This window comes from Paenarthrobacter sp. AT5, assembly GCF_032764245.1.
Lineage (GTDB): Bacteria > Actinomycetota > Actinomycetes > Actinomycetales > Micrococcaceae > Arthrobacter > Arthrobacter ureafaciens.
The window spans coordinates 1077466-1102772 of sequence record NZ_CP136441.1; the positions used below are offsets into that span (position 1 = coordinate 1077466).

Annotated in this window: 22 protein-coding genes; 11 read left to right on the forward strand and 11 right to left on the reverse strand. The window is 63.5% G+C overall.

Annotation, left to right across the window (positions count from 1 at the left end):
• Positions 1-18 precede the first annotated feature (18 nt).
• The 3 genes from RI444_RS05085 (at position 19) to RI444_RS05095 (ending at position 3054) form a co-directional block, all read left to right on the forward strand.
• Positions 19-783 (forward strand): SDR family NAD(P)-dependent oxidoreductase, encoded by a 765-nt coding sequence (locus tag RI444_RS05085; RefSeq protein WP_021472736.1) that lies wholly within the window; start codon positions 19-21, stop codon positions 781-783.
• Positions 784-934: 151 nt separating this feature from the next.
• The gene (locus RI444_RS05090; protein WP_207605035.1) at positions 935-2284 is read left to right on the forward strand and encodes an MFS transporter; all 1350 of its coding nucleotides are present in this window, start codon (positions 935-937) and stop codon (positions 2282-2284) included.
• Between the two features lie 50 nt (positions 2285-2334).
• The gene (locus RI444_RS05095; protein WP_052474152.1) at positions 2335-3054 is read left to right on the forward strand and encodes a triose-phosphate isomerase family protein; all 720 of its coding nucleotides are present in this window, start codon (positions 2335-2337) and stop codon (positions 3052-3054) included.
• A gap of 74 nt (positions 3055-3128) precedes the next feature.
• Here the strand turns inward: RI444_RS05095 and RI444_RS05100 are convergent, their stop codons facing one another.
• Positions 3129-6707: a TM0106 family RecB-like putative nuclease gene (locus RI444_RS05100; protein WP_207605034.1), complete on the reverse strand. Its 3579-nt coding sequence runs from the start codon at positions 6705-6707 to the stop codon at positions 3129-3131.
• A 97-nt stretch (positions 6708-6804) separates the two neighbouring features.
• Between RI444_RS05100 and RI444_RS05105 the strand changes: the two genes are divergently transcribed.
• A complete protein-coding gene (locus RI444_RS05105) occupies positions 6805-7257 on the forward strand; it encodes a nucleoside deaminase (RefSeq protein WP_021472731.1) in 453 nt (150 codons plus the stop codon).
• Positions 7258-7376: 119 nt separating this feature from the next.
• On the opposite strand, the gene RI444_RS05110 is transcribed toward RI444_RS05105, so the two are convergent.
• Positions 7377-9620 (reverse strand): hypothetical protein, encoded by a 2244-nt coding sequence (locus RI444_RS05110; RefSeq protein ID WP_207605033.1) that lies wholly within the window; start codon positions 9618-9620, stop codon positions 7377-7379.
• Between the two features lie 380 nt (positions 9621-10000).
• Here RI444_RS05110 and RI444_RS05115 point away from each other — a divergent pair, with 380 nt between their 5' ends.
• A complete protein-coding gene (locus RI444_RS05115) occupies positions 10001-10432 on the forward strand; it encodes a CBS domain-containing protein (RefSeq protein ID WP_021472729.1) in 432 nt (143 codons plus the stop codon).
• 77 nt (positions 10433-10509) lie between these two features.
• On the opposite strand, the gene RI444_RS05120 is transcribed toward RI444_RS05115, so the two are convergent.
• Positions 10510-10806: a hypothetical protein gene (locus tag RI444_RS05120; RefSeq protein WP_207605032.1), complete on the reverse strand. Its 297-nt coding sequence runs from the start codon at positions 10804-10806 to the stop codon at positions 10510-10512.
• A gap of 76 nt (positions 10807-10882) precedes the next feature.
• On the opposite strand from RI444_RS05120, the gene RI444_RS05125 reads away from it, so the two are divergent.
• Complete coding sequence (locus RI444_RS05125) at positions 10883-13300, forward strand: Tex family protein (protein WP_207605031.1); 2418 nt, start codon at positions 10883-10885, stop codon at positions 13298-13300.
• A gap of 103 nt (positions 13301-13403) precedes the next feature.
• Here the strand turns inward: RI444_RS05125 and RI444_RS05130 are convergent, their stop codons facing one another.
• The 5 genes from RI444_RS05130 to pxpA are packed head-to-tail and all read right to left on the reverse strand — an operon-like array spanning position 13404 to position 17689.
• Positions 13404-14384, reverse strand: coding sequence for a biotin-dependent carboxyltransferase family protein (locus RI444_RS05130; protein WP_021472726.1), 981 nt, complete (start codon positions 14382-14384; stop codon positions 13404-13406).
• Positions 14374-15279: a 5-oxoprolinase subunit B family protein gene (locus tag RI444_RS05135; protein ID WP_193591863.1), complete on the reverse strand. Its 906-nt coding sequence runs from the start codon at positions 15277-15279 to the stop codon at positions 14374-14376. The genes RI444_RS05130 and RI444_RS05135 overlap by 11 nt, the downstream gene beginning before the upstream one ends.
• The gene (locus RI444_RS05140; RefSeq protein ID WP_179011487.1) at positions 15276-16628 is read right to left on the reverse strand and encodes an acetyl/propionyl/methylcrotonyl-CoA carboxylase subunit alpha; all 1353 of its coding nucleotides are present in this window, start codon (positions 16626-16628) and stop codon (positions 15276-15278) included. Before RI444_RS05140 ends, RI444_RS05135 begins: the two co-directional genes overlap by 4 nt.
• 9 nt (positions 16629-16637) lie before the next feature.
• Positions 16638-16877: an acetyl-CoA carboxylase gene (locus tag RI444_RS05145; protein WP_021472723.1), complete on the reverse strand. Its 240-nt coding sequence runs from the start codon at positions 16875-16877 to the stop codon at positions 16638-16640.
• 47 nt (positions 16878-16924) lie between these two features.
• The gene (gene pxpA, locus RI444_RS05150) at positions 16925-17689 is read right to left on the reverse strand and encodes a 5-oxoprolinase subunit PxpA (protein ID WP_207605030.1); all 765 of its coding nucleotides are present in this window, start codon (positions 17687-17689) and stop codon (positions 16925-16927) included.
• 91 nt (positions 17690-17780) lie between these two features.
• Between pxpA and RI444_RS05155 the strand changes: the two genes are divergently transcribed.
• Positions 17781-19253: a PucR family transcriptional regulator gene (locus tag RI444_RS05155; protein WP_207605029.1), complete on the forward strand. Its 1473-nt coding sequence runs from the start codon at positions 17781-17783 to the stop codon at positions 19251-19253.
• Between the two features lie 190 nt (positions 19254-19443).
• Positions 19444-20775, forward strand: coding sequence for a purine-cytosine permease family protein (locus tag RI444_RS05160; RefSeq protein WP_242703134.1), 1332 nt, complete (start codon positions 19444-19446; stop codon positions 20773-20775).
• A 129-nt stretch (positions 20776-20904) separates the two neighbouring features.
• Here RI444_RS05160 and RI444_RS05165 read toward each other — a convergent pair whose 3' ends face one another.
• Positions 20905-21810, reverse strand: coding sequence for an MSMEG_6728 family protein (locus RI444_RS05165; protein WP_069694868.1), 906 nt, complete (start codon positions 21808-21810; stop codon positions 20905-20907).
• Positions 21811-21893: 83 nt separating this feature from the next.
• On the opposite strand from RI444_RS05165, the gene RI444_RS05170 reads away from it, so the two are divergent.
• The 3 genes from RI444_RS05170 to RI444_RS05180 all read left to right on the forward strand — a co-directional run bounded on the left by RI444_RS05170 (position 21894) and on the right by RI444_RS05180 (position 24283).
• A complete protein-coding gene (locus RI444_RS05170) occupies positions 21894-22925 on the forward strand; it encodes an adenosine deaminase (RefSeq protein WP_207605028.1) in 1032 nt (343 codons plus the stop codon).
• 151 nt (positions 22926-23076) lie between these two features.
• A complete protein-coding gene (locus tag RI444_RS05175) occupies positions 23077-23898 on the forward strand; it encodes a glycosidase (protein ID WP_021472717.1) in 822 nt (273 codons plus the stop codon).
• Between the two features lie 100 nt (positions 23899-23998).
• Complete coding sequence (locus RI444_RS05180; protein ID WP_207605027.1) at positions 23999-24283, forward strand: acylphosphatase; 285 nt, start codon at positions 23999-24001, stop codon at positions 24281-24283.
• Positions 24284-24288: 5 nt separating this feature from the next.
• On the opposite strand, the gene RI444_RS05185 is transcribed toward RI444_RS05180, so the two are convergent.
• Together RI444_RS05185 and RI444_RS05190 are read right to left on the reverse strand one after the other, a co-directional pair.
• Positions 24289-24465 (reverse strand): hypothetical protein, encoded by a 177-nt coding sequence (locus RI444_RS05185; protein ID WP_168529604.1) that lies wholly within the window; start codon positions 24463-24465, stop codon positions 24289-24291.
• Between the two features lie 31 nt (positions 24466-24496).
• Positions 24497-25249, reverse strand: coding sequence for an ArsR/SmtB family transcription factor (locus RI444_RS05190; protein ID WP_062095525.1), 753 nt, complete (start codon positions 25247-25249; stop codon positions 24497-24499).
• Positions 25250-25307: the final 58 nt, after the last annotated feature.

The following is a 25307-nucleotide window of genomic DNA, read 5'->3' on the forward strand; positions in this document are numbered from 1 at the left end:
CCACCAAGGAGAAATCCCATGACTTTCCCCGCTGAGCGCACCGCCATCGTCACCGGCGCTGTCTCCGAACGCGGCATCGGCCGCGCAACCGTGAACTACCTGGCCGCACAGGGCTGGAACATCGGCATCATCGACCTTGATGATGCCGCTTGCAAGGCAGCCGCCAAGGAAGTTGCCGCCGAATTCGGTGTCAAGGCCCACGGCGTTGGCGCCAACGTGGCCAGCGAAGCCGAGGTCCGTGCAGCCATCGACGAACTCGAGGCTGAACTGCCCCAGATCGTTGCCCTGGCCAACGTGGCCGGCGTCAGCTCGCCCATCGGCTACCTCGAGCTGGAACCGGCCGAATGGGACCGTGTCCTGAGCATCAACCTCAACGGCGTGCACTACGCCACCCGCCGCGTTGCCGAGTCCATGGTCAAGAACAAGATCGGCCGCATCGTCAACATCTCCTCCGTGTCCGCACAGCGCGGCGGCGGAACGTTCTCCAAGACCCCCTACTCGGTGGCGAAGGCCGGAGTGATCGGCCTGACGCGTGCCACGGCGCGCGAGCTTGGTCCGTACGACATCACGGTGAACGCGATCTCGCCCGGCCCGATCGACACCGACATCATGGGTGGAACCCTGAGCGAGGAACGCAAGGCCGAACTGACCCAGGACCTTGTAGTGAACCGCGTGGGCAGCACCCGCGACATCGCAGCAGCCATCGCCTTCCTCATCAGCGAGGACTCCGGATACATCTCCGGACAGACGCTGAATGTGGATGGCGGGCTGTACATGCACTAGGCCCGGCATGAGGACCTGGACCAAAGAACGCAAGATCTACCTCGCCGTGGGCATCCTTGCCTGCGCCGTGGGCGTATTCCTGATTGCTTTCACACGCTGATAACCCGCTCCGGTTATCACCCCCCAACTGACTACTCAAAGAGGAGTTTCCATGTCCGTTGCCGCAACTTCCACTAAGGAGTTGCTGGATTCGCCGGTACTTAAGTCGGCTATTTCCAAGGCTTCGAAGCGACTGATGCCCATGTTGGTCATCTTGTACATTGTCGCCTTCCTTGACCGCACCAACGTGGGCTTCGCAGAAGCTGCGCTGGAAGTGGACAGGGGCATCACCGCCGGCGCGTACGCACTGGGCGCAGGCATCTTCTTCATCGGCTACGCGCTGTTCGAGATCCCTTCCAACCTGTTGCTGACCAAGTTCGGCGCCAAGGTGTGGCTTGCCCGCATCGCCATCACGTGGGGCATCGTCTCGGCCTGCTTCGCGTTCGTGCAGGGTGAGACCTCGTTCATCATCCTCCGGTTCCTGCTGGGTGTTACCGAAGCAGGCCTGTTCCCGGGCGTCATCATGTTCCTCGCCGCCTGGTTCCCCAACAAGGTCCGCGTGAAGATGTTCGCCATCTTCTACCTGGCACAGCCGTTCTCCCAGATGATGGGCGCTCCGCTGTCCGGTTGGCTCATTAACATCGGCGACCAGGTTCCCGGTGTAGAAGGCTGGCAGGTCATGTTCTTCGTTGAAGGCATGCTCGCAGTCCTTGCAGGTATTGCAGCTTTCTTCTTCCTGATCAACAGCCCGCAGGAGGCCAAGTTCCTTACCAAGGAAGAAAAGACCGCCCTGAGCGATGTCATGGCACTGGAAGACACGGTCAAGGAAGAGTCCGGTCCCCGCGGCGTCCTCGCCTCCATGAAGAACGGCCGCGTCTGGTACTTCACCGTTATCTACTTCTGCCTGCAGATCGCGGTGTACGGTGTGACGTTCTACTTGCCGCAGCAGGTTGCCCAGTTGACGGGCCAGAAGGTGGGACTGGCAGTTGGTCTCCTGTCCGCCATCCCGTGGTTCTTCGGCATCTTTGCTTGCTACCTCATCGGTAAGGCAGCCAACAGCGTGGTCCGCCGTCGGCGCTGGGGTACGGCACTGTTCGTTTCCACTGGCCTGTGCATCTTCGGATCCGCGTGGGCGGGGGCCAACCAGCAGCCTGCTTTGGGCATCATCTTCATCACCCTCGCAGTCTGCAGCTTCCTCTCAATCGGCCCGATCTCCTGGTCCTACCCGACCGCGTTCCTCACCGGTACCGCCGCAGCTGCAGGCATCGGCCTCATCAACTCCCTGGGCAACCTCGGTGGCTTCGTAGCACCGATCCTGCGCACCACGGTCAACGAGGTCACGGCCTCGGACACCGGAACCATGGGTGTCTACGCGCTGGGTGTCCTGCCGTTCCTGGCAGCCATCATGATGTTCGGCACCAAGCGTTTCAACAACAAGGCCGACGAATTGCTGGGTAAGTGAGCCTTTCCAACGCCTCCTCCGGCGCTCTGTACATCGGTGTCAGCACCAAGATGTACATGGGCTACGCGCAAACATTGGCGTGGCTTGAGCGACTGAACAAGGAAGTGGACGCCCGTCCGGCCCTCGCGGCCGGGCGGGTTGTCCCGTTTGTCATCCCTTCATTCCCGGTTCTTCCCGCCGCTGCGCAGCAGCTCGAAGGCACCCCCGTGGTTCTGGGCGCGCAGGACTGCGGCTGGGCTGACGGTCCCTGGACCGGCGAAGTGTCCCCGTCGATGTTGGCCGAACTGGGCGTGGGAATGGTGGAGATCGGGCACGCGGAGCGGCGCAAGCACTTTGCCGAAGACGATGCCACCATCGCACTGAAGGTCCGGGCCGCCGTCGATCATGGCGTGACGCCGCTGCTGTGCGTGGGCGAGACGGAGCTGGCAGAGCCCGGCGCCGCAGCGAAGACTGTTTTCGAACAGGTTTCGGCAGCAGTTTCCGGAGACTGGGCTGTGGCCGGCAGGATCGTTGTGGCCTATGAGCCCGTCTGGGCCATCGGAGCGGCCGAGCCGGCTTCGGCGGACTACGTTTCCGAGGTAGTGGCCGGTGTGCGGGCGCTGCTGGCAGAGCATGGTTTGGCGGGGCTGCCCATCATCTATGGCGGTTCGGCCAAGCCCGGACTCCTCCCGCAGCTATCGGGTGTTTCCGGGCTCTTCCTGGGCCGATTCGCGCACGATCCCGCGAACTTTGGAAGCGTGCTGGACGAGGCCCTGGCCCTGACCAACTAAATCAACTAACTGGCAGTAGGGGTTGTTCTGGACGCTCAGAACAACCCCTACTGCCAGTTACTTGGGGGAGCGGGCTATTCGGGGGAGCAGAGGGCAACGAAACCGCCCAGGTTCTCAAGTCCCTCCGGATGCGTCGGGAGGTAGTTGGTCAGTTCGGGCGAACGCACGACGACGGCACGCCACTTGCCGCGCGACACCGCCACATTGATCCGGTTGCGTGACAAGAGAAACTCCATTCCCCGGGGTACTTCCCCCGCGGCGGAGGCGGCCATGGAGACGACCACCACCGGCGCTTCCTGGCCTTGGAACTTGTCCACGGTGCCTACCCGGACCTTGCCGAGTCCAGCCTCGCGAAGGTGGTGCTTGATCAGCTGGACCTGGGCGTTATAGGCAGCAACCACCAAAATGTCCGTCTCCTGGAGCGGGCGGGGGGATCCTTCCTGCTCGGAAGGATCACGCCAGTCCAGGCCGAGGTGGGCCTGGACTTGGTGGACTACTTCCTGTGCTTCCTCCCGGGACGAGGTCGAATTGCCGGAGTGCTCCACGTAGACACACGCGACCCCCGGAGCGGCGCCCTCCAAGGTGCGTGCCGATGCCGCCTCCGCAGCCCGAAGCCGGCCATCATAGGAGAGCTCGGACACGGCCTGGCACAGCGCCGGATGCATGCGCCAGGACAGGGCCAGAAAGTACCCAAGCTCGGCCGGCAAGGTGTTGTGGCCGTCCGAGAGCCAGCCGAGTGCCGACTCGTTCACGGGTTCCGGATGTGTTCCTTGGGTAACCTGCGGAAGTTGCTGTGGATCTCCCAGAAGCAGAAGCCGCTTGGTGGCCCGGCTGACGGCCATGGTGTTGGCGAGCGAGAACTGCCCGGCTTCGTCAATGACCAGCAAGTCCAAGGACTCCGGCGGGACCTCTTTGCCCACCATGGCCCAGGCCGTGCCACCAATCAGGGCGCCACCGGGCTTGGCCAGGATGTCGGTGACATCTGCCTTACCGCAGCCCTCCCACGGCACAGGCTCGCCATGTTTGACCTCCTTGGCTACCCGCAGTGGGTCCACACCGGCCTTCTCCACGGCAGCGCACAGCATGTTTTCCACCACGGCATGGGACTGTGCCACTACTCCGACTTTCCAGCCCTCGTCCACCAGCCGTGCCAGGACGTGTGCACCAACGTGGGTCTTCCCGCTGCCCGGAGGACCCTGCACGGCCAGGTATGAGTTGTCCAGGTCCTTTACCGCAGCCGTGATCGCTTCGATGTATCCGTGCGGGCCGGGGGATACCGGCGGCAGCGCGCTCAACGTGCGGAGCCTGGGCGGGTTCCTGCGGATCATGTCCAGGGCAGGGTGGTCCGGCCAGTCCGGCAGGGAGTCCCGCAGCCGCGTGGCGAGGGCGGCCAGTGCAGCCCTTTGTCCTGTAGTGAAGATGGGCTGGCTGGGAGTGAGGGCCATGGGGAGTTGCTGGAACTCCGAAGAATCATTCCGCAGCCCTTCCTTGACGATGACGAACTCGAAGTCCTCTTCCTCGCCGGTCTCCACGACCTCTGTGCCGTCCCACCCACTCCGGCCCAGAACGGACGACTCCTTTCCGACCAACGCATCAGGCAATGGCGGCCCGTACATTCTGAAGTACTTCTTGCCAACCTCCAGTCCTGCCCCGTCACCTGAACGGCCCACCAATTTCAGGATCCGCGCCGGATTACTGCGGGGACTTGGCTTGGCCCAGTCCTGCAGCACCTCGCCGTCCTTGACGATAAAGAGATCGCGCGCGTCGTCCCACTGCGAGGTGGGCTTCTCGAGGCGATCAAAATGCCCCCACCAGTACTGCTTGTCCTCGCGGCGGTGATACCCGACTCCTGCCGCCACGATGCCAATGGCCTTTGCATCCGCCGAAGCACGCTGGTCCTCGGGCAAACCGTCCAGGTAGTCGAACAGCGCCTGTTCCTCCGGCGCCGCTTGATACTTTTCCGGGTCCGACGCGGGCTGGGCCTCTCCTGCCGGCGCCTCCCCGGCCGCGGCATCAAAAGCACCGGGAACAATGCCCCGCTCCGCACCACGTGCCAGCAACCAGTTCCGTAGCTCCAGCGTGGAGAGGCAGTCGTATTCGTTGTAGTCACGGATGCTTTCAAGGATGGCCGCGGCTTGGTCGACTTGGCCCGTATCCCTTGCCGTGCAGTAATCCGCATAGGCCACCACCGATGCACCGGCGTCGGTGACCTCTCCGGAGCGGAGGTGCCGGCCCATGTACAAGGGCTCCAGTTTCTTGATGCTGTAGGAGTTCTCGGACACCCGGATGCTGTGGCGGACGGTGTCGTACAGGTCCACCAGCACGCCTTGCCGCAGGAGATCGTCGACGGCGGATTCTCCCAGCACGTGAGTAAGGGAGAGATTGCGGAGGGCCGTTTTCTCGTAGGCCGCGTAGTGGTAGATGTGCATGCCCGGGAACTGGGCGCGGCGCTTGGCCACGTAATCCAGGAAGTCAACGAATGCCTGTCCCTCTTCGGACCGTGAATGCGCCCAGAAGGGTCTAAATACCGGCGTGGCTCCCGGCTCCTGGGGGTTCTCGATGACGCCGAAAAGGTACTCCAGCCCCCACTTGCCGGACACTGGATCCTGCCACAGGGGATCGCCCTCGAAGTCGAAGAAGATGTCGCCCGGATCAGGTGCAGGGAGCCTGGCGAGCGTGTTGTCCGGCAGGATGTTGTAGCTGACGGACCTGGCCTCGCCTGCTTTGTCCGTGTAATTGACCGTTCCGTCAGGGGATCCGACGCCGGTCTGGAGCCGGGCCTGCTCGCGCAGCCGCAGCAGGGTGTGGTCGTCTTCGACAGGCAGGACGGCCAGTTGGTCGACGGTGGTGACGCCTGATTCGATCAGTTTCTTCCGGCGGCTGATCCTCATGCCTGCCACCATCAGCAGGTCCCGGTGAAGCTGGACCTGCTCCGCACAGTAATCGCACCGCCCGCATGCTGTGAAGCGGGAGTCGCCCCACGCCACAGGCCCGGACTCCGCGATGTGGGTAGCGGTCAGATTCAGGAATCGGCGGCGGCGTTCTTTGAAGACCGGCAGGATCTGTGACAAGGGGTGGTCACTGTGCTCGCGGTTGCCCAGGACCAGCGTGACCACGGGATCGGGGGTGATGCCGGCCTGAAGGAGCTGGTCCCCGTACGCCGCCAGCTGAAGGAGCGCAGTGACTTTGGCATGACGGGCCAGCTTGGTGTCAAAAACCGCGTACTCGCCGCCGGGTTTCCGGACGAGGAAGTCCGATCTGCCGTGGAACGTACCGTCGAAGAACGCCGCCTGAAAAACGACGTCCGCACCGGAGCGGAGCGCCGTGATTGATTCCGCATGCTTGGCAGTCAGGGTGGCGCGGTCCATCGCGGTGGCGGGTTCGACGTCGTAAACGCCTCTTCCCTTCTCCGCGTCCCAAGGTCCGAACTCCGCAATGAAGTCGTCCAAAACCCTGTGCTCGTGGACATCCCCCAGCTTGGCGGTCCTTTCCAGCATGGCGTCCGGGGTAAAGGAAGCAACGGGGGAGCGCCCGAGTTTCTCGTCGAGTTTGCGGAGCAGCTGGTACTCGCAGGTTGCAGCAATGACGAGGTCGCTGGCGGAGAAGACCAGGTCCTGCGGTGCGCCCGCTGCCTCCGGATCGAGGAAGAACACGGTACCTACTCCTAACGCCGAGCAAAGCTGAAACCCTTGCAGCCAAGCTACCAGCGGGCTCGGACAATTTAGCGTGCCGCCGTTCTAGACTGCCCCCATGACTGAATCGACCCACGCCACAGATGCAGCTTTCGAAGCTGCCTACCAAGCCGCGCAGAAGAGCCTGAGCGAAGGCGGCATTCCCATCGGTGCAGCGTTGGCCCGTAACGGGAAGGTCATTGCCAGCGGCCACAACGAACGGGTGCAAAACGGCGATCCGATCGCCCACGGCGAGATGTCGGCCCTCAGGGCCGCGGGCCGTCAGAAGAGCTACCGGGATACCACGCTCTACACCACCCTGGCACCGTGCGCGATGTGCACCGGAACCATCATCCAGTTCAAGATTCCGCGCGTGGTGGTGGGCGAGGCGGAAACCTTTCCGGGCGAATTCGACCTCCTCCGTTCCCGCGGCGTGGAGGTGGTGGTGTTGGATGATCCCCGCTGCGTCGACATGATGCGCACGTTCCAGGAAGAGCATGCCGAGCTCTGGGCCGAGGACATCGCCGAATAGGTCACCGGCGGCCAAGAGGAGTTCAACAAAAGCGCAAAGAAGGAGCGACGGCGGCACCAAGGGCGGGGTGCCGCCGTCGCCGGCTGCTGGGAACCGCGGCTCAAAAAGCCATCCGAAGGCTATTTGGCGGGCTTCCTCGGAGCCGACCGGCGGGAACGGGCCGCCGGGGTTGAAGGGATGAGTTCCTTGACCTGAGCCACTACGGAGGCATGTGCGCCGCGGCTTCCCAGGTCCTTGGCGAGGGTTTCCACCTCCGACTTTGCAGCTGCGGCGTCATCGGACTTCGCGTGCAGGTCAGTGCGCAACTCCACCAGCTTCCGGTAGGCCAGGTTGTTGCTCCGGCCGCCCTCCTGCTGGTAACTGGCAAGGACCGGTTCGGTCAGGCTGAGTGCCCTCTGGGGGTCCGCGCTGTGATGCTTCACCATCTTGTCCTTTTGCCTGCGGTAGAAGTCATCGCCCACGGACTGCGCGACGGCGGTGGCCGCCTTTACGCCCAAAGGCGCGCCGCTGAAGCGCTCGGCTGCCTCGGTCAAGGCATCCAGGCCCCGGCTCAGGTAAGGCGACATGGAACCCTCAAACGCGAGGGTGAGCCCAACCTCGCGGGTGAAGAACTCCGGAGCAAAGCGGTCTTCCTCCTTGGAGACGGGGAAACCGACCCGCAAAGGCAAGGTGTTGGAGGCTTGGACGACGCCGTCGGTGCTGTATACGGCCCGGACCAAATACTGGCCCGGCTGGTCGAAGACAAAGCCGACCGTCCCATAGGCCAGCTGTACCAACTCGCTGTAACGGTCGCTGCCGTCGCTTCCGCCATCGGTCGGTGCCGGCGCGAGGGTCACCAGTTCCGGTAGGCCATAGAAGCAGACAACCGATTCGTGCAGCACTACGGTCCCGTCGGGTTTCTGGACGTAGACGCTGGTGTTCCCGTACCGGGGATCCAACCGCGAGTCCACCAGCACCGGGGCGTCGCCCGTGTTCCGCAACCGGAACTCGACGGCTACAGGTTCCATGTAGTCGAAGTAGTCCTTGGCCGAAAGAGTCAGCTCGATGTCGCTTCCCGGCCCGGACACGGTCATGGCGCCCGGTGGAGATTCCAGGTGGCCACCGGAGGCCCAAGGGTCACCGCCCATGATGACGGCGGCGCGGTCGCCGTGGCGGATGTGGAGCAGTTCGTCGTCGTCGAAACGGAACCGGAAGTTGCCCCAGAACGCATCGGCGCCGTTGCGCTGATCGTATTTCCAGTCGTAGTTCATCCAGGACAGGGAATCCGGGCGGGCTTTATCCCACGCGTGCAGGAAATTGAAGGCGTGTCCGGCCTCATGGACCCAGGTATAGAGGAAGTGGCGCATGGCCCACGCCTCGTCCTGGGTGGCGGGGTTGCTGACGAGGTTGGTGAACCAGGTGTGGTTGCGGAAAACCGCGAAACCCTGGCGATCGGGTCCCCGGCCTGCGCCGCCAAACCCGGCAGCGGCGTCGAACATGATGCCGCCCACGCCTGCGGAGTCGAACAGTCCTGCCTGGACGCCCCAGAGGTTCCACGCGGGCCAGCCGGAGTTGTACTTGCCGAAGGAGGTCTCCATGGCATCATGCAGCTCACCGACGCTCCACGAAGCGAAACCGGGAGCGCTGTCGTCAATCACGGTATGGACGGCGTCGATGGTGACCGCAATTCCGGCGTCTTTATAGGACGACTCGATCGTCAGTGTGCGTTCGGCCAGATCGGCCGGCCTGTTGTTGTGCCCGTGGCTGTTATAGACGGGCACTTTCGGTTCGATATCCACCGATTGGCAATAGTCCAGTTCAAGGTTCACGTCCCTGAAGCAATCAGAACGGTACTTGCAGGCGTACGGTGCCCCCGCGACGCCCCCGCCCGTGAACGTGGCAACCGCGCCGGTGATGGCGCCGTTCGACCAGGAGACAATAACCTCCACTGAGGTCACCGGGTGCGTGCCTTTCCAGAAGCGCACAGTGCCGGTGATGTGGGCATCGGACTTGTTGATGGTCACCACCGGAGCATCGACGATCCATGATTCGACGTACGTCTTCACTACCTGGGTGAGCCCGCCGACTTTCACAGTCCGGGTACTGAAGAAGTCCCCGCTGACTTTGTTCAATACGGGAGATTCGACGCCTTGGCGGGGATCGACGTCGAGCCTTAGTTCAACTGCGCTGCCAACAGGCCCGGTGACGGCCTGGTTGCCTTCATACCTGCCGCTGATGGCGGCGGTCCGCCAACAGCGCCACCAGTCCTCCGATGGCCAGGGGAACGAGGCGGGAGACGGCCCGGGTGCGGGAGGGAACGGAATGGCTGAGGGGTGGTGGGGGACAGGGTCAAGGAGGGTGCTGGGGACGTTGGGGGTGTCCATGGGAGGATCTTTCTCGCGCTGCAAGCAATCAATGTTTGCCCAAGCCGTTTGCGGCGAACGCGGCCTGTGGGCCGGTCCGGGGCGGACGGTGACGGCGTGACGGCTCGGGGGCAGGCGGTGCGAGTGGGGAGTCCTGAGGAGGTTGAATGGCCGTGCCCGGAAGCCGTGAATAACCCACAACGGATGATACTCCAGCGAATGGATTATTTGAATAGACCTGGTGGGAAAAATTCGTTGCGGGGACCGCCTGCGCGCCTAGCCAGTAGTAGCCGCCCGGCGTAGTCTGGCATCATCGGCGTCGGTGCCGAGGACCCCATCTGCAATACCCCCGAGGACCCCGTAGCTCCCGCGTCGAGAACCCATTCGATGAAGGAGGACCCATGAGTGTCGTACGTGAATTCATGACCACAGATGCTAAGTGCGTCGTCGAGGACCAGACTCTTGAAGTGGCCGCCCGCATGATGCGGGACATGGACTGCGGTTCGCTTCCCATCTGCGGCAACGACGGCAAACTGACCGGCGTCATCACCGACCGCGACATTGTGGTCAAGTGCATCGCCGAAGGAAAGGATCCCCGTCAGGTCCTTGCCAGCGAACTCGCCCAAGGCAAGCCGTACTGGATCGACGCTGATGCCAACGTTGACGAAGCCATCCGCATGATGGAAGAACACCAGGTGCGCCGGCTACCTGTCATCAGCAACCGCGCCATGGTGGGCATCATCAGCCAAGGGGACATCGCCCGCAACTACAGCGAGCAGCGCGTCGGTGAACTGGTGGAGCACATTTCCGCCAAGGAGCACATGGCCCACTAGCCGCCGCGCGGGCCGCGCGTGCCGCCCTTCCGGAGGCGCGGCCCGGCGTTACCAATCCAGCCGCCGCGAAGCGCTCCCTAGAGGAACGCCTCGCGGCCCGTTCCTTCGCGCAGCACCAGCTCGCCCTCCTCGATAGAGACGATCAGGCTCTTGGGCTTACCTGCCAGCTTCCTGCTTGCGCTGAGATTCCGACTCCTGACTTCCACCGCTACGGTGGCGCCCTTCGCGGGAAGTTCCACCGTCATTTCACCGGCCATTCCCAGCAACATTTTGGTGGACACCTCCCCCTCCGACGCAGCTTCCTTGCCGTTGACGGTGACTGTCACGTCATCGGATTCGAAGCCGTCCTGGAGGATAATCAGCAGTTCCTGCATGGTCCAACTACAGCACTAACGCGGCCCTCGGGATAGGGCCGGACCTGAAAGTGTCGGCCGGGTGAGGCAAACTGTCATGGTGACTCAACTTCTCCAACACCAGTCAGCCGACTCTGCCATCCACCAGCTCATCGCCAAGGAATTGGGCGTCCAGGCCTGGCAGGTCAAAGCCGCGGTGGAACTGCTCGACGCCGGATCAACCGTCCCCTTCATCGCCCGCTACCGTAAGGAAGCCACCGGGACGCTGGATGACACCCAGTTGCGCGACCTCGAAGAACGCCTCCGCTACATGCGCGAACTGGAGGATCGCCGGAAGGCAGTGCTCGAGGCGATCGCAGCGCAAGGAAAGTTGACCCCCGAACTCGAGGCCGCCGTCGTCGGAGCTGATACCAAAGCGCGGCTGGAGGACATCTACCTCCCCTTCAAATCCAAGCGGCGCACCAAGGCGCAGATTGCCCGCGAAGCCGGACTCGAGCCGCTCGCCGACGCGCTGCTGGCGAACCCGCAACTCAGTCCCGAGGCCGAGGCCGCCAAGTACCTCAACGCCGGGCACTCCATCGAAGATGCCGCTGCTGCGCTCGCCGGGGCGCGGGCCATCCTTGTGGAGCGGGTGGCGCAGGATCCGGACCTTGCCGAGGACCTCCGCGAACGGTTGTGGACCCAAGGCCGCATGGTTTCCCGCGTGAAGAAGGGCAAGGAAGCCGAGGGCCAGAAGTTCAAAGACTACTTCGAGTTCACGCAGGTGCCATCGGGCATGCCCTCGCACCGTGTGCTTGCGCTGTTGCGCGGTGAGAAGGACGGCGTCCTGGAGTTGGATCTCGCCGAAGCGGACCCCGCCGACGACGACGCCCTGGCCGCCGCCCGTACACGGTACGAGAACGCTGTGGCCAAGTCCCTCGGGGTCGCCAGCCAGGGCCGGCCCGCTGACCTGTGGCTCACCCAAACGGCGCAGCTGGCGTGGCGCGGACGCATCCTTGACCGGCTCACGACGGACCTTCGCGGGCGTATGTTCGCCGACGCCGAGGACGAGGCCGTCCGCGTCTTCGCAGCCAACCTGCGCGACGTCCTGCTCGCGGCGCCTGCCGGCAACCGGGCCACGCTGGGCCTGGACCCGGGACTCCGAACGGGCGTGAAAGTGGCCGTTGTTGACGGTACCGGCAAGGTAGTGGCAACGGACACTATCTACCCCCACGCCCCCGCCAAGAAATGGGACGAGGCCCTGGCCACCTTGGGCCGGCTCGCCAAGCAGCACAACATCGAGCTGGTGGCCATCGGCAACGGCACGGCTTCCCGGGAGACGGACAAGCTCGCCACGGAGCTCATCAAGTCCCTCGATGCCGCCGGTGTGAAAGGCGTCCAGAAGCTGGTGGTGTCCGAGGCCGGCGCGTCCGTGTACTCGGCCTCGGCGTTGGCAGCGTCCGAGCTGCCGGGAATGGACGTCTCGCTCCGCGGTGCCGTGTCCATCGCCCGTCGCCTCCAAGACCCGTTGGCGGAGCTGGTGAAGATCGAGCCCAAGTCGATCGGCGTGGGCCAGTACCAGCATGATGTCACTGCATCCAAGCTGGACCGCTCCCTGGATGCCGTGGTGGAGGACTGTGTGAATGCCGTGGGTGTGGACGTGAACACGGCCTCACCGGCCCTCCTGAGCCGGGTGGCCGGTGTTGGACCGCTGCTCAGCGAAAACATTGTGGCCTACCGGAACCAGAACGGCCCGTTCGCCAAGCGCAGCGATCTGAAGAAGGTGCCCCGGCTGGGAGCCAAGGCCTTTGAACAGTGCGCCGGCTTCCTTCGGATCACCGGGGGAGTGGAACCACTGGACGCCTCCAGCGTGCACCCCGAGGCCTACTCGGTTGCCCGCAAAATCCTCGCGGCGGCCGGTGGAGGTCCTGCTACTGCACTGGACCCGCAAGCCTTTGTTGACGGCACATTCGGTTTGCCCACCGTGAAGGACATCATGTCCGAACTGGAAAAGCCGGGCCGTGACCCGCGCCCCGCGTTCGAGGCGGCTTCCTTCTCCGAGGGCATCGAGAAGATCTCGGACCTCAAGCCCGGCATGATCCTTGAAGGCACCGTCACCAACGTTGCGGCATTCGGTGCGTTCGTGGATGTTGGAGTGCACCAGGACGGGCTGGTTCACGTCTCTGCGCTGTCCAACAAGTTCGTGTCCGATCCCCGCGAGATCGTGAAGTCCGGGCAGGTTGTCAGGGTCAAGGTGCTCGAAGCCGATCCCGAGCGGAAACGGATCTCCCTCACGCTTCGGCTGGATGATGAGCCGGGCGCTTCGGGCGGCCGCGGTCGCGCCGGAGGCCAGCGCGGCGGTGCCGGGGGCCAGCGCGGCGGTGCCGGAGGGCAAGGACAAGGGCAGCGGGATCGCCGGCAGGAAAGCGGTCAGCGGCAGGGCAATCCCCGCAACGCCAACCCTCGGCAGGGCAGCGTAGCGTCCGCAGACACGGCCATGGCGGAAGCCCTCCGACGCGCCGGCCTGGGCAAGTAACCGGGCAAGTAACCGGGCACAAAAAAGCCACCCAACTGGGTCGCAGTACTGCGCGTTTTGACCGCTCTAAACGCGCTTAACTGCGACCCAGTTGGGTGCCGGACTACGCCTTTGCCGCCAAGGCCTCCCAGGCTTTGCTCTTCAGCTCCGAACGCTCCTTGCGTGCCACGATTGCTTCGTCCTGGCTGACGGCAACAAACGTGGTGACCGTGCCGGGGGCTGCACGGGCCACAAGGTCCATGTCCGCGCTGATGACGGTGGCGACCATCGCGTAGCCGCCGCCGGAAACAGCATCCCGGTGCAGGATGATGGGCTGGGTGCCGCCGGGAATCTGGATGGATCCCACCGCGTAGCCGGCATCGACGATGTTGGAGGGGTCTGATCCGGCGCCGAACGGTTGCTCGCGTTCTTTCCATTCGACCCCCGGCCCGGAGTAGCGGAGGCCCATCCGGTCGGCCACGGGGGTGACTTTCCATTCGCCGTTCAGGAGGTTCTCCTTTCCGGTGTCCGTGAGCCGGTGGTCGTAGAGGCCCAGGACAATCCGCACGGTTTGCTCTTTGTCGTAGGACGGCCGGAAGTGCTCAGGCATGGCTTGGACTGCTGGAAGGTCACCGGTCGGCTCGCCCACCGGCACCAGGTCCCCGGCTTCGAGCTTCCTGCCGTTGAGCCCGCCAATGCCGCCAAGGACATAGGTGGACCGGCTCCCGAGGACTACGGGGACGTCGATTCCGCCGCGGACCGCGATGTAGTAGCGCGTGCCACCCTGGATGACGCCGAAGCTGAGTTCGTCGCCGGCCTTGAGCTGGAGTTGCGTCCACTGCGGCTGGGCTTGTCCGTTGATCTTGACCTCAACGGGAGCGCCGGTAACGGCGATGGTGGCATCGGTGTCTGTCACCAGAACAGGTCCCAGATAGGTGCATTCGAGGACGGCGTCTCCTGCACTGTTTCCTACCAAGGCATTGCCAAGTTCCGCCGAGTACTGGTCCATGGAGCCGCTTTGCGGAATACCCACGTTGTAGTAGCCCACGCGTCCTTGATCCTGGACGGTGGTGGCGAGGCCAGGATTCTTGATATCAAATGCCATTGAGGGCCTCCATTAGTTCCTGGTTGTAAGCCTGCGGATCAGCCAAAGCCTTGGACGCGTCGAAGGTGACGGGGACTTGGCGGTAGCGGTACGTTCCGTCGTCGACCTGCGCCTGGATTGCGTTGTACTCGTCTTCGGTGACTGGCTTGAACTTGACGATGTCGCCGGGCCTGAAGAAGACCATGAAGTCCTTGAAGTCGGCCAGAGACTGCGCAGGATCGTAAATCGGAGCCGCTGCAACCCCGAACATCTGGTAGCCGCCGGCGCCGCGCACGGAGTAGATGGCTGCGAAGCAACCGCCGTGCCCAACAGTGAGTTTCGGTGTGTCAGTGCGCGGGCTGAGGTACTTGGGAACCTGCAGTTGCTTGTCCCGCTCCACCAGTTGGAACAGGAACGGCAGCCCGGCCACGAAACCCACCATGGAGACGAGCCACGGCTGTTCGTGGTGGCGCCGGATGAACTCTGCGGCGTCCTGCAAACCGTTGACCTTCGCGGCGTAATCCAGATCGGTACCGTCCGGCTCCTGATGGAATCCTTCCCGGAAGCGCTGCGCTACTTCCGCTGTGAAGGGATCGTCGTACCAGACGGGCACCTCGATGATCCGGGTCTCCAGCACCTGTTCGTTGTGGTTCAACAGTTCCAGTTCGATGTTCCGGACCGTTGATTCAAGGCTCGACGGCGGCAGGACGTCGGGATTGAACCTCACCAGCAGTGACGCATTGGCCGGGCAGATGTCGACGACGCCGGGCAGCGCAGCGTCCGACAGTTTCCTGGCGATGGACATCACCTTGAAGTTGGCCGCCAGGCTCATGGATTCGTCGACCTCAACGAACAGGAACTCGTCGCCGCCCCATGTGTACCGTGCTTCCTTCAGGACCGGGCTTGGGCTTGTCATTTCGCCTCCAACAGATCGGGAGCGGACTCGATGAACTTGGAGTGGTGGGTGACCGTCGCGAATTCGGGGCGGGCCAGCAGCATCTTGTGCACAGGTACCGTGGTTTTGACGCCTTCGACGTGGACGTGGTCCAAAGCAGCGAGGGTGGCGGCGATGGCGGAGTCCCGATCGGCCGCGTGGACAATCAACTTGGCCAGCATGGAGTCGTAGAACGGACTCACCACGGATCCGGTGTCCACACCCGTGTCCACGCGGATTCCTTCGCCGGTGGGCCATTCAAGGGAGTCCAGGCGCCCGGGGCTCGGGAAGAAGTTGTTGCCCGGGTCCTCGGCGTTGATCCGGCACTCGATGGCGTGCCCGGTGAACGTGATGTCCTCCTGGCTCAGGGACATGGAACCGGTTCCTGCGATCAGCAGTTGCTCGCGGACCAGGTCCACCCCGGTGATCTGCTCCGTGATGGGGTGTTCCACCTGGATACGGGTGTTCATCTCGATGAACGCAGCCTCATGGTTCAGGGAGTCGTACAGGAACTCCACGGTGCCTGCGCCTTGGTACCCGCACTGCCGGGCAAGCTCCACGGAGGACTCGCGGATGGTCCGGCGCACGGAATCGGGGAGGTCCGGTGCGGGAGCCTCTTCGATGACCTTCTGCGATCGGCGTTGCATGGAGCAATCCCGGTCGCCCAGGTGGATGAAATTGGTGCCGTCGCCCAGGATTTGGACTTCCACGTGGCGGGCGTGCTCCACGAAGCGTTCCAGGTACACCGTGGGGTCACCGAACACGGAGGCTGCCTCGCCGCGGGCCATCTCGATGGTTTCCAGCAGTTCGTCTTCAGCGCTGACGAACCTGATGCCACGGCCACCGCCGCCTGCGGATGCTTTGACCACCAAGGGGTAACCGATGCCGGAGGCAATGGCTACGGCGTCCGCGTCCGGGTCCAGCGGACCGTCGGTACCCCGGAGCACGGGGACCCCGGCTTTATGTGCTGACTCGCGGGCCAGTGACTTGTTGCCCATCATTTCGATGGCGTCGGCGTCGGGGCCCACCCAGATGAGCCCGGCGTCCGCTACTTTGCGGGCGAAGGAAGTGTTCTCCGAGAGGAAGCCGTAGCCGGGGTGTATTGCGTCGCAGCCGGTGTCCAAGGCTGCGGCAATGATCGCGTCCTGGTTGAGGTAGCTGGCGGGGGCGGGGGCGGGGCCCACCACCACGGATTCGTCTGCGGTCCGTGCGGCGAGGGAGGTTGAGTCAGGCTCGCTGACAACAACCACCGTGCCGAGGCCCATGTCCCGAGCCGTGCGGATGATGCGTACGGCGATTTCGCCGCGATTGGCGATCAGCAGTTTCTTCATGATGGGTGCCTATCCTTCGCGTACGACGACGATGGGGTCGCCGGGGTTGACCATGTCGCCTTCGGCCACCTCGAACGATTCGAGGATGCCGGCCACGTCGGACTGGATTTCGGTGAATTGCTTCATGATTTCCACGATGCCCAGTGTCTGTCCCACCTCAATCGTGTCGCCCTCGTTGGCGAACGGCGGTTTTCCTGGGCCGGGCTTTCGGTAGAAGATGCCGGGGAGCGGGGAGACGATGGTTCCCATGGGGTGTTCTCGCTTTCGGAAAAGTGGGGTCGGAAAAGGGGAAAGGTTCAGCGGGCGTTGAGCACTGCGCGCACGGCAGAGGCAACGGCAACGGAGTTGGGTGCATCGGAGTGGACGCAGATGCTGCCGAAGGTGATGTCCAGTTCGGTGCCGTCGACGGCGAGGACAGGACCGCCGTCGAGCGCTTGTTGCACGCGGTGGGCAGCGGCGTCCGGGTCGGTCGGCTCGGGGCGGCGCTGGATCAAAAGCTCACCGGCGGGTCCGTAGTTGAGGTCTACGTACAACTCGGGGACGAAGTCCACGCCCATGGCCTTGCAGACGGACTCATGGGCGGTCCCGGCGAGTCCGAAAAACGGGACGCCGAACAGCTTGGCAGTGCCGGCGGCCGCAGCCATGAGTTCCTCGTCGCCGGCCAGCATGCCGTACAGCGCGCCGTGCGGTTTGATGTGGTTCAGGGGCAGGCCGTGCTTCGCCAGGAAGGCCGTCAGTGCGCCCGTCTGGTAGAGGACGCTGGATTCGACTTCTTCCGGACGCAGCACCATGCGGCGACGGCCGAAGCCCACGGGGTCAGGGAGACCGGGGTGGGCGCCCACGGCCACGCCGTGCTCCGCGGCAAGCTCCACGGTCCGGTTCATGACGTCCGGATCGCCGGCGTGGTAGCCGCAGGCCACGTTGGCAACATCGATGATGCTCATCAGCTGCTCGTCATTGCCAAACTCGTGGAGGCCCACGCCTTCGCCCATGTCCGAGTTCAGGAGCACGGTTTTCGCAGGGCTGGGCGCAGAAGTGCTTGAGGTCACATTCGTTTGCATGGGGGCAACGCTATCCAAGCGAACTTCGGATAGTAATTGTGCAGGCTGCTGAATCTCGCGCAACGGATTATGATGTCTGCACTATCGGGCGATGATCCGCCTGCAACTGACGGAGGCCCAAATGCGTGTTTCGGACTTGGTGGACGACCCCGACCTGAAGATCACCCTCCGTGTTCCCGGGAGTCCGGGCCGCCTTGCCAGGCCCATCGTCTGGTGCGCACCCACCGAGCACATGGACCCCACACCGTTCCTGAGCGTCAACGCCCTGGTGCTGACCAACGGCATGGGCCTCAACGTGAAGGACTACCGGATCTGGGACGCCTACGTGGAGCGGCTGATGGCGGTGCCGGTTTCCGGGCTTGTCTTCGGGCTGGGAGCAGCGCACAGCGAGCTTCCTGCCGGCCTGGTGGAGGCCTGCGAAGTTCACGGACTGCCTCTGCTGGAGCTGCCACCCGAGGTGCCGTTCGTGCTGGTCATGCGGCACGTGGAGCACGTCATTGCCACCGAACGGTATGAGGAACTGCGGTCCGGGTGGGAGTTGGCGGATGAATGTACCCGGCTCGCTGCCGAGGGCCGCTCGCTGGCAACGGTCCTGGAGCGCGTTGCCGCTTTCGTCGACGCGCGGGTGACGGTGGTGGACGACGTCGGCTTCGAACTTATCGGGGCCGGGGACGCAGCGGGAGGTACTGCGCGCACAACCCTGCGCATCCCCAGCGGAGAGTCGCAACGGTTCCGGCTGATGATTGAGGGCATCAAGAGCACTGTGGTTTTGCAGCCGATCCTTGGTCCCGTGGCGGCCGTGATCGCGATGCAGCTGAGCTACACCCTGGGCTCGCGGTCGCCTCTCCACTCGAGGGAGGCGGCCCGCTTCATGGAAGCACTGTACGACGGCGGCGTCCGGCCCGGGCAGCTGAAGAAGCTCGCTGCGGAAACCGGGTTTGATCCCGACGATTCCTGGGGTTCCGTGCTCATCGGGGCATCCAAGGACATTCCGCGCCTGAAATTGCGGGCCATCGCGTGGCGGGCCAGGGTAGGGCTCGAAAGCAATTTCGGCATTGTTCGTTTCATGGAGGAGAAAGGCCTCACCACCCTGCTGGTGCAGCAGAAGCGAGCCACTCCACTGCTATTCGACATGGTCAAGGACTTCTTCAAGGACGCGCCTGAACTTTCCGTACTCGTCACGGAAAGCTCGACGCTGAACGAGCTTCCGCTGGCCCTCAGCCTCGCCCGACGGCACGTTGGTAAGCCCGGTGTCCGGACCGCCCCGCTCGCAGACCTTGCCGGGATCGTCCAAGGGCTGCCGAGCGCGGGACTGGTCTCGATGTCCGAACGCCTGCTGGCGCCTTTGGCGGCCGACGGCGGCAGTGCCCTGCGTGAAACCCTCGCCTGCTACTTGCGGCACAGCGGGAGTTCCCGCGAAATCTGCGAGGAACTGTTCATCCATCGGAACACCCTGAGCTACCGGCTCCGTAAGATCGAGGACCTGCTGGGGCTGGACCTGTCCGACGGAGAAGTCAGGGCGACGTGCCTGCTCGCGCTGAGTATCGTCGCCGCCAATGCGTGAGGTAAATGTGCAGGCTGCATAACGGGAGACCCCAAAATTGGGCGAAAATCCCGATGCCTGCCTGTGGTGGCCATCACTAGCCTCAGATGCGGGCCATAATTGCCCGCCACGATACGTGAACCTCTTGGAACATCGCTCACGGCGGCAGGAATCCAGGCCCTCTCCGTTCGACCGAACCCTAGGGGTTGCTTTGTCCTACGCAAATTACGTCATGCCGGAAGCACGCCGTGCTCCGCGCTGGTCCCTGACCATGGCCTGGTGGGCTCTTTTCTCGGCCATGTTCTGGATCTATGTGGCCGTTGCCTCCGCAAACGCGGTCGGCACCGTCAACACCATCATCGGCATGGTCCTCACCATTGCCACCTACGGCATCATCAACCTGGTCCTTTCCAGGTATGCGGCCAGGACGGGGCTCACAGTGGAGCTCCTCTCCCGGACGCTGTTTGGAATCGTCGGCTCAGCGCTGGCTTCCCTGATCTTCGCGGCTACGGCCATCTACTACGCAGTGTTCGAGGGATCCATCATCGCTGTGGCGTTCCAGAAGTTCTTCGGCGGTGAGATCACCATGTGGTACGCCATCGTGGTGATCTACGCCCTTCCCCTGGTGGCAGGTGGGGTGCAGAACTGGCTTGACCGGCTCAACGGCTGGTTGCTGCCGCTGTACTTCGCCGGGCTGGTGGCCGTGGTGGTCGCGGCCACGGCGATCCGCGGTGTTCCGGTCGGTTTCCCCGAGGGCGTCGCCGACGGTCCCGTTCCGGGCTGGCTGACGTCCTATCTGATCTACATGGGTGTGTGGATCATGATGATGTACACGTTCGACTACGCCCGCATGGCCCGCAAGCAGGACGAGAAGTTCCACGGCCGAATCACTTTTGGCTGGGTCTTCTACGCCTTCACGTTCGGCATCAACGGCCTGGTGGGCATCTACATCATGAGCGCGTGGGGGCTGGAAGGGACCGAGACCGGGGTGGTGGACGCCTTCATCTCATCCATGGGAATTTTCGGGGTCCTCGTCATCTTCATTTCGCAAACCCGCATCAACACGGCCAACTACTATCTGGCCTCGTCCAACCTGGATGCCTTTGCCACCCGCGTGTTCCGCCTGGCCCTTCCCCGGTGGGTGTGGGTAATCGTTGCCGGCGCCATTGCCTACCTGTTGATGCTCACCAACGTGTTGTCGTACCTGCTCAAAGCATTGGCATGGCAGGGTGTTTTCGTCACCGCCTGGGTAGCTATCGCCTTGGTCTACATCGCCCTGAACCGGCACAAGATCAACGAAGTCCCGGAGATCCGCCGGGAACGGTTGTCCGCCTTCAGCCCGGGAACCGTGGCCTGGATCCTTGCGTCCGGAGTCGGCATCTACCTGACCGAACAAACAGCGGCACCCGTGTTGGCGCAGCTGGCGCCGCTCATCACAGTGGCCCTTGCGGCAGGCAGCTATGTGGTGGCCTACCGCCTGAGGAAGCCGCCCGCCATGGATATCTCGGAAGACGTCCATCTGGATGAGGAGCAACTCGTCTAGGCAGCAAACAAACTGCGACAAGCAAACGACGGCGGCAGCCGGGTTCCGTAGAAACAGAACCCGGCTGCCGCCGTCGTGCGTTATGCTGCCGCCGTCGTGCGTTATGTAAAGGCGCCGCAGAAACCGAAGTTACTGCGCGGGTGCGGGAACCGGGAAGAACACGCGGGGGTCCTGCAGCAGTGCGGGGTAGTCGAAATCGGAGCGCTTGATCACGCTGGTGACCTGGAAGTTGCGGGCGAAACGGCCCTCAACCGTGATGGGCCGGCCTTGGATGAGCCCGACAGCGAACGTCTGTCCACCGTCGAACGGGACTGCGACCTCCGTTTTGCCGGGCAGGGTGCTGAAGGCCTGGTCCTGGGCGGCGCGCTTTCGCGTGGGCTTCTTCTCCCGCTGCACGGGACGCTTCTTCGGCGCGCCGAGGTTGCGGCGGGACTTCTCTTCCTCGTACACGAACTGGTACTCGTCCGGGCTGGCGACGGGGCGCGCCTTCCCGTGCGGGGGCAGGCTCACGGTCTCCAGTTGCTCCGGCCGGAGCTCACCCACGGGTGCGCGGACGATCCAGAGCCGGTCCTCTTCGGGGTCCTCGGGGTGGAATTCGTGCCGCGGCTCGGGCCAGACGTAATCCAGCCGTTCCTCGATCCCCGGGAAGAGTTCGCGGTAGTGCTTGGGGTCCTTGCCCGCCAGCTTGGACCGGTGGCTGAGGTGTAGTTCTTCCTCGCCAAGCCACCACGGCATGGGGATCTTGGCGGCATAGTCAGGGTGCGCAGCCTGCGGCGCGAACTCCGCGATGTTGTCACGGGTGTTGTCCGGGTGCCCACGCTTGACCCACTCGTCCACCATCGCCAACCCATACATGGTGAGGGCGGGGACATGGCCCATCCACATGCGCACAGCGGGGTGGTTCTGCCAGCCGTACTCGGGGATGACCAATGCGCGGAGCACTTGGAGGGCTTCGACGCGCTGCTTGCCGAGCCTTGAGGTGTCCAGCGCGGCGGCGCTCTCACGGAAATCGGCGAAGGGGAGGAAAGTCTGCATCCTTTCAGTTTGGGGGTGCATCGCCGCAGATCCAAGTTGAGTGTCCGGGGACACGCGAAGACGATTCGGCCTAGAGTTGTCGAGTGGAAACTATTGGCGAGAAAACGACGACGACGGCGCCCCCGGTTGCCGAACTGCACCTGCACATCGAAGGGACTCTCCAGCCCGAGCTGATCTTCTCCCTGGCTGAACGCAACGGGATCGACCTTCCGTACCAGGACATCGACGAGCTGCGCGAGAAGTACGAGTTCAGGGACCTCCAGTCCTTCCTGGACCTCTACTACGCAAACATGGCTGTCCTGCAGACCGAGCAGGATTTCACGGACATGACCTGTGACTACTTGAAGCGGGCCGCGGCCGGTGGCGTACGCCATGCGGAGATCATGATGGACCCTCAGGCACACGTGTCCCGTGGTGTGGCTTTGGAGACCTGCGTGAACGGCGTGGCCAAAGCCCTGGCAACGTCCAATGAGGATTTCGGCGTTTCTACGTTGCTCATTGCCGCCTTCCTGAGGGACATGCCCGAGGACTCCGCGTTGGACGTGCTGGAGCAGCTCCTTGACATGAACGCACCGATCGCCGGCATCGGGCTGGACTCCGCAGAGGTGGGCAATCCGCCGTCGAAATTTGAGCGACTCTACCAGCGCGCCGGCGAGGCGGGCCTGCGGCGGATCGCGCACGCGGGTGAGGAGGGTCCGGCGTCGTACATCACCGAGGCTCTGGACCTCCTGCACGTCGAGCGGATCGACCACGGCATCCGGTGCATGGAGGACACCGAGGTGGTGCAGCGGCTGGTTGCCGAACAGGTGCCGTTGACCGTGTGCCCCTTGTCAAACGTCCGGCTCCGGGCTGTGGACAAACTCGAAGACCATCCCTTGCCGGAAATGCTCGCCATCGGTCTGAACGTTAGTGTTAACTCCGATGATCCCGCGTACTTCGGCGGCTACGTGGACGACAACTACCAGCAACTGGTGAAAGTCCACGGCTTCTCCGTTCCGGAACAGGCGACTCTGGCGGCGAACTCCATCCGGAGTTCGTTCGCGAGCGATGAGCGCAAGGCGGAGTTGCTGGAGGAAGTCACCCAGTGGGTCAAGGAGTCGCTGCCGCCGCAGTGATTTCGCCGCTGTAGCCGAGACTCCTCCATCACTTGGGGCGTCGTGAATGTCACACTCGGTCACGACACACGGTGTTTACCTTTCGCAGTCGCGGGAATTAACAAATCATTGGCAAACTGCTGGGTGAGTATTCACCCATTGAAGGAGAAGCATGGGCGCGAACACCGCCGAGAACACCAATCTTCGTTTGAAGGCCGTACTGGACATCCTCGCCGAGAATGTCTGGTCCGAGGAGAAGCTGAATGCCGGTGAAGTCCTGGCCGAAGCAACCGCCCGCGTTCCGTTCAACGCCCACGAGGCTGAACTGCTGAGCGGCGGGATTCCGCGCGGCCACAAGACCCTGACATCCGCTTCGGCCAAGCTGGTCAAGGCGGGCTGGCTGGTCAAGGGACGTTCCGGCTGGACCATCCCGGAAGAGGGCTTGCGCGCGACCGTCGCCTTCCCGGACGCTGCGGCTTTCGCGGCAGCGCTCGACGCCGGAACCCCCATTCCGGACGATGTCGCCGTCCCGACTGCCCCGCCCGCGAAGCCGAAGACCAAGCGTGCTGCCGGCAAGAAGGCTGCCCCCAAGGCCGCTGCCGCGAAGGAAGCCGCGCCCAAGGCCACGGCTGCCAAGAAGACGACGCGCAAGGCGCCGGCCAAGGCTGAGGCTGCATCCGCCGTCGAGACCTTGCCTCAGCCTGAAGCCGTTGCGGTTGCCGGGGACTTCAACAAGATCCTCGGTGCCCCCGAGGATTGGGCTCCCCAGTACGACGAAACCCAGATGGAGTTCAACCCGCTGGTGCAGGTCTGGTCCCTGTCCGCCGAGCTCCCGGCAGGTTTCTACACGTACAAGATCGCGCTGAACCGTTCGTGGAACGAGAACTACGGTGCCTTCGGAGTCCGCGACGGTGCCAACCACGAGTTGAACCACGACGGCGGCCCGGTCACCATCACGTACAGCCACGCAACGCACGACATCGTGGTGGCCTAGCCTCCAACCGCAGTAACACTCACGAATCCGGCCCTTGTCCGCTGATCCTTCCCTTGTGGGTGGAGCAGCGGGCAAGGGCTGGATTCGTTAAGGTGGGTCCATGGCAGCAGATGCAGTGAGGCTCACAGCGCGGGTTTCCGGCGTGGTCCAGGGGGTTGGTTTCCGCTACCGGACGGCCCGTAAGGCCGACGAGCTGCTGCTGACGGGCACGGTCCGCAACCTCTCCGACGGCACAGTGGAAGTTGTTGCCGAGGGCCCGCGCCACGACGTCCAACGGCTCCTGGACTGGCTGGATTCTTCCCACGCGCCCGGCCGTGTGGAGCGCGTGGACTCGGAGTTGTCCGATGCCACGGGCGAATTCGCAGGGTTTGGGATATCCGGCTAGGTCCCCTACGAGTTGTCTCGTTCTTCAGCCAGGATCGTGGCTGTGTCCGTCGTCAACTTCACGCGATTAATGTTGGCGAAATCCACAGCGGCTGCCGCTGCGGGTCGCACACTTCCCGATTGCAGCAATTGCTGGAACGGTGTTGTGGTTGCCGGAACCTCAACTTCGCTATCGTGGGTCATTTAGCAATCCTAGCGATTGTTCACGGGCTGGTCAGGCGTACATCAACGAGCCCGGGGTAGTCAGGGTTTCACCGGTTTCCAGCCAGGTCTTCAAGCCGGAGAGAATCATGGGCCAGCCGCCGTACAGCTGGTCATTGGCGCCTTCGCGGAGTTGATCGTGCGTCACGGTGAGATGGCACGAGTCGCCCACCGGCTCGATCTCCCATGTGATGCGCGACGTGCCTTCAGCCTTCACGTCCTCGCCCCACAGTGCGGTCATGGTTTGAACCAGCCGGCGCGGGGGATCCACCTCGATGTTCTCACCCTCGCCGAGAGGGGCATCCGCTTTCACGTTGTGCATCTGGAACTTCCCGCCAGGGGTCCAGTCCGAGGTGAACGTGTTTCCGAACTGGTACTTGCTGCGGATCTCGCTAGTGGTGATTGCCTCCCAGAGCCGCTCCGGGGTGGTCTTGATGTAAATCTCGAAGATCTTTTCCATGGGACTTTCCAATCTGGATTTGAGGTCGCTGAGGGCAGCGGCCCATGGTTCTGCATATTTGCTCACCCAACGATCGTGGATGAGCCGGATGGGTACCGGATTCAGGAAGTGCAGTTTTTCACGCCCCCGACGGCGGGTCACCACAAGGCCTGCCTCTTCCAGCAGCTTGAGGTGCTTGGCGATGCCGAAACGGGTCATCTCGAACCGGGCTCCCAAGGCAGAGAGGGTCTGCCCGTCCTCGCGGAACAACTCGTCCAGCAATTCCCGACGGGTTGGATCAGCGAGGGCTTTGAACACTAGGTCCATGAGCCCTACGATAGGTGACCATTTAGTCACATGTCAACGGTTTCTCTTCGGTTTCCCC

Bases quoted from the DNA above. Each gene is read 5' to 3' on its own strand.
- RI444_RS05145 (WP_021472723.1), bottom strand. From the start codon at position 16,877: ATGGGAACCATCGTCTCCCCGCTCCCCGGCATCTTCTACCGAAAGCCC.
- pxpA (WP_207605030.1), bottom strand. From the start codon at position 17,689: ATGCAAACGAATGTGACCTCAAGCACTTCTGCGCCCAGCCCTGCGAAA.
- RI444_RS05180 (WP_207605027.1), top strand. From the start codon at position 23,999: ATGGCAGCAGATGCAGTGAGGCTCACAGCGCGGGTTTCCGGCGTGGTC.
- RI444_RS05125 (WP_207605031.1), top strand. From the start codon at position 10,883: ATGGTGACTCAACTTCTCCAACACCAGTCAGCCGACTCTGCCATCCAC.
- RI444_RS05090 (WP_207605035.1), top strand. From the start codon at position 935: ATGTCCGTTGCCGCAACTTCCACTAAGGAGTTGCTGGATTCGCCGGTA.
- RI444_RS05140 (WP_179011487.1), bottom strand. From the start codon at position 16,628: ATGAAGAAACTGCTGATCGCCAATCGCGGCGAAATCGCCGTACGCATC.
- RI444_RS05085 (WP_021472736.1), top strand. From the start codon at position 19: ATGACTTTCCCCGCTGAGCGCACCGCCATCGTCACCGGCGCTGTCTCC.
- RI444_RS05135 (WP_193591863.1), bottom strand. From the start codon at position 15,279: ATGACAAGCCCAAGCCCGGTCCTGAAGGAAGCACGGTACACATGGGGC.
- RI444_RS05175 (WP_021472717.1), top strand. From the start codon at position 23,077: ATGGGCGCGAACACCGCCGAGAACACCAATCTTCGTTTGAAGGCCGTA.
- RI444_RS05105 (WP_021472731.1), top strand. From the start codon at position 6,805: ATGACTGAATCGACCCACGCCACAGATGCAGCTTTCGAAGCTGCCTAC.
- RI444_RS05190 (WP_062095525.1), bottom strand. From the start codon at position 25,249: ATGGACCTAGTGTTCAAAGCCCTCGCTGATCCAACCCGTCGGGAATTG.
- RI444_RS05155 (WP_207605029.1), top strand. From the start codon at position 17,781: ATGATCCGCCTGCAACTGACGGAGGCCCAAATGCGTGTTTCGGACTTG.
- RI444_RS05110 (WP_207605033.1), bottom strand. From the start codon at position 9,620: ATGGACACCCCCAACGTCCCCAGCACCCTCCTTGACCCTGTCCCCCAC.
- RI444_RS05185 (WP_168529604.1), bottom strand. From the start codon at position 24,465: ATGACCCACGATAGCGAAGTTGAGGTTCCGGCAACCACAACACCGTTC.
- RI444_RS05115 (WP_021472729.1), top strand. From the start codon at position 10,001: ATGAGTGTCGTACGTGAATTCATGACCACAGATGCTAAGTGCGTCGTC.
- RI444_RS05095 (WP_052474152.1), top strand. From the start codon at position 2,335: ATGTACATGGGCTACGCGCAAACATTGGCGTGGCTTGAGCGACTGAAC.
- RI444_RS05130 (WP_021472726.1), bottom strand. From the start codon at position 14,384: ATGGCATTTGATATCAAGAATCCTGGCCTCGCCACCACCGTCCAGGAT.
- RI444_RS05165 (WP_069694868.1), bottom strand. From the start codon at position 21,810: ATGCAGACTTTCCTCCCCTTCGCCGATTTCCGTGAGAGCGCCGCCGCG.
- RI444_RS05120 (WP_207605032.1), bottom strand. From the start codon at position 10,806: ATGCAGGAACTGCTGATTATCCTCCAGGACGGCTTCGAATCCGATGAC.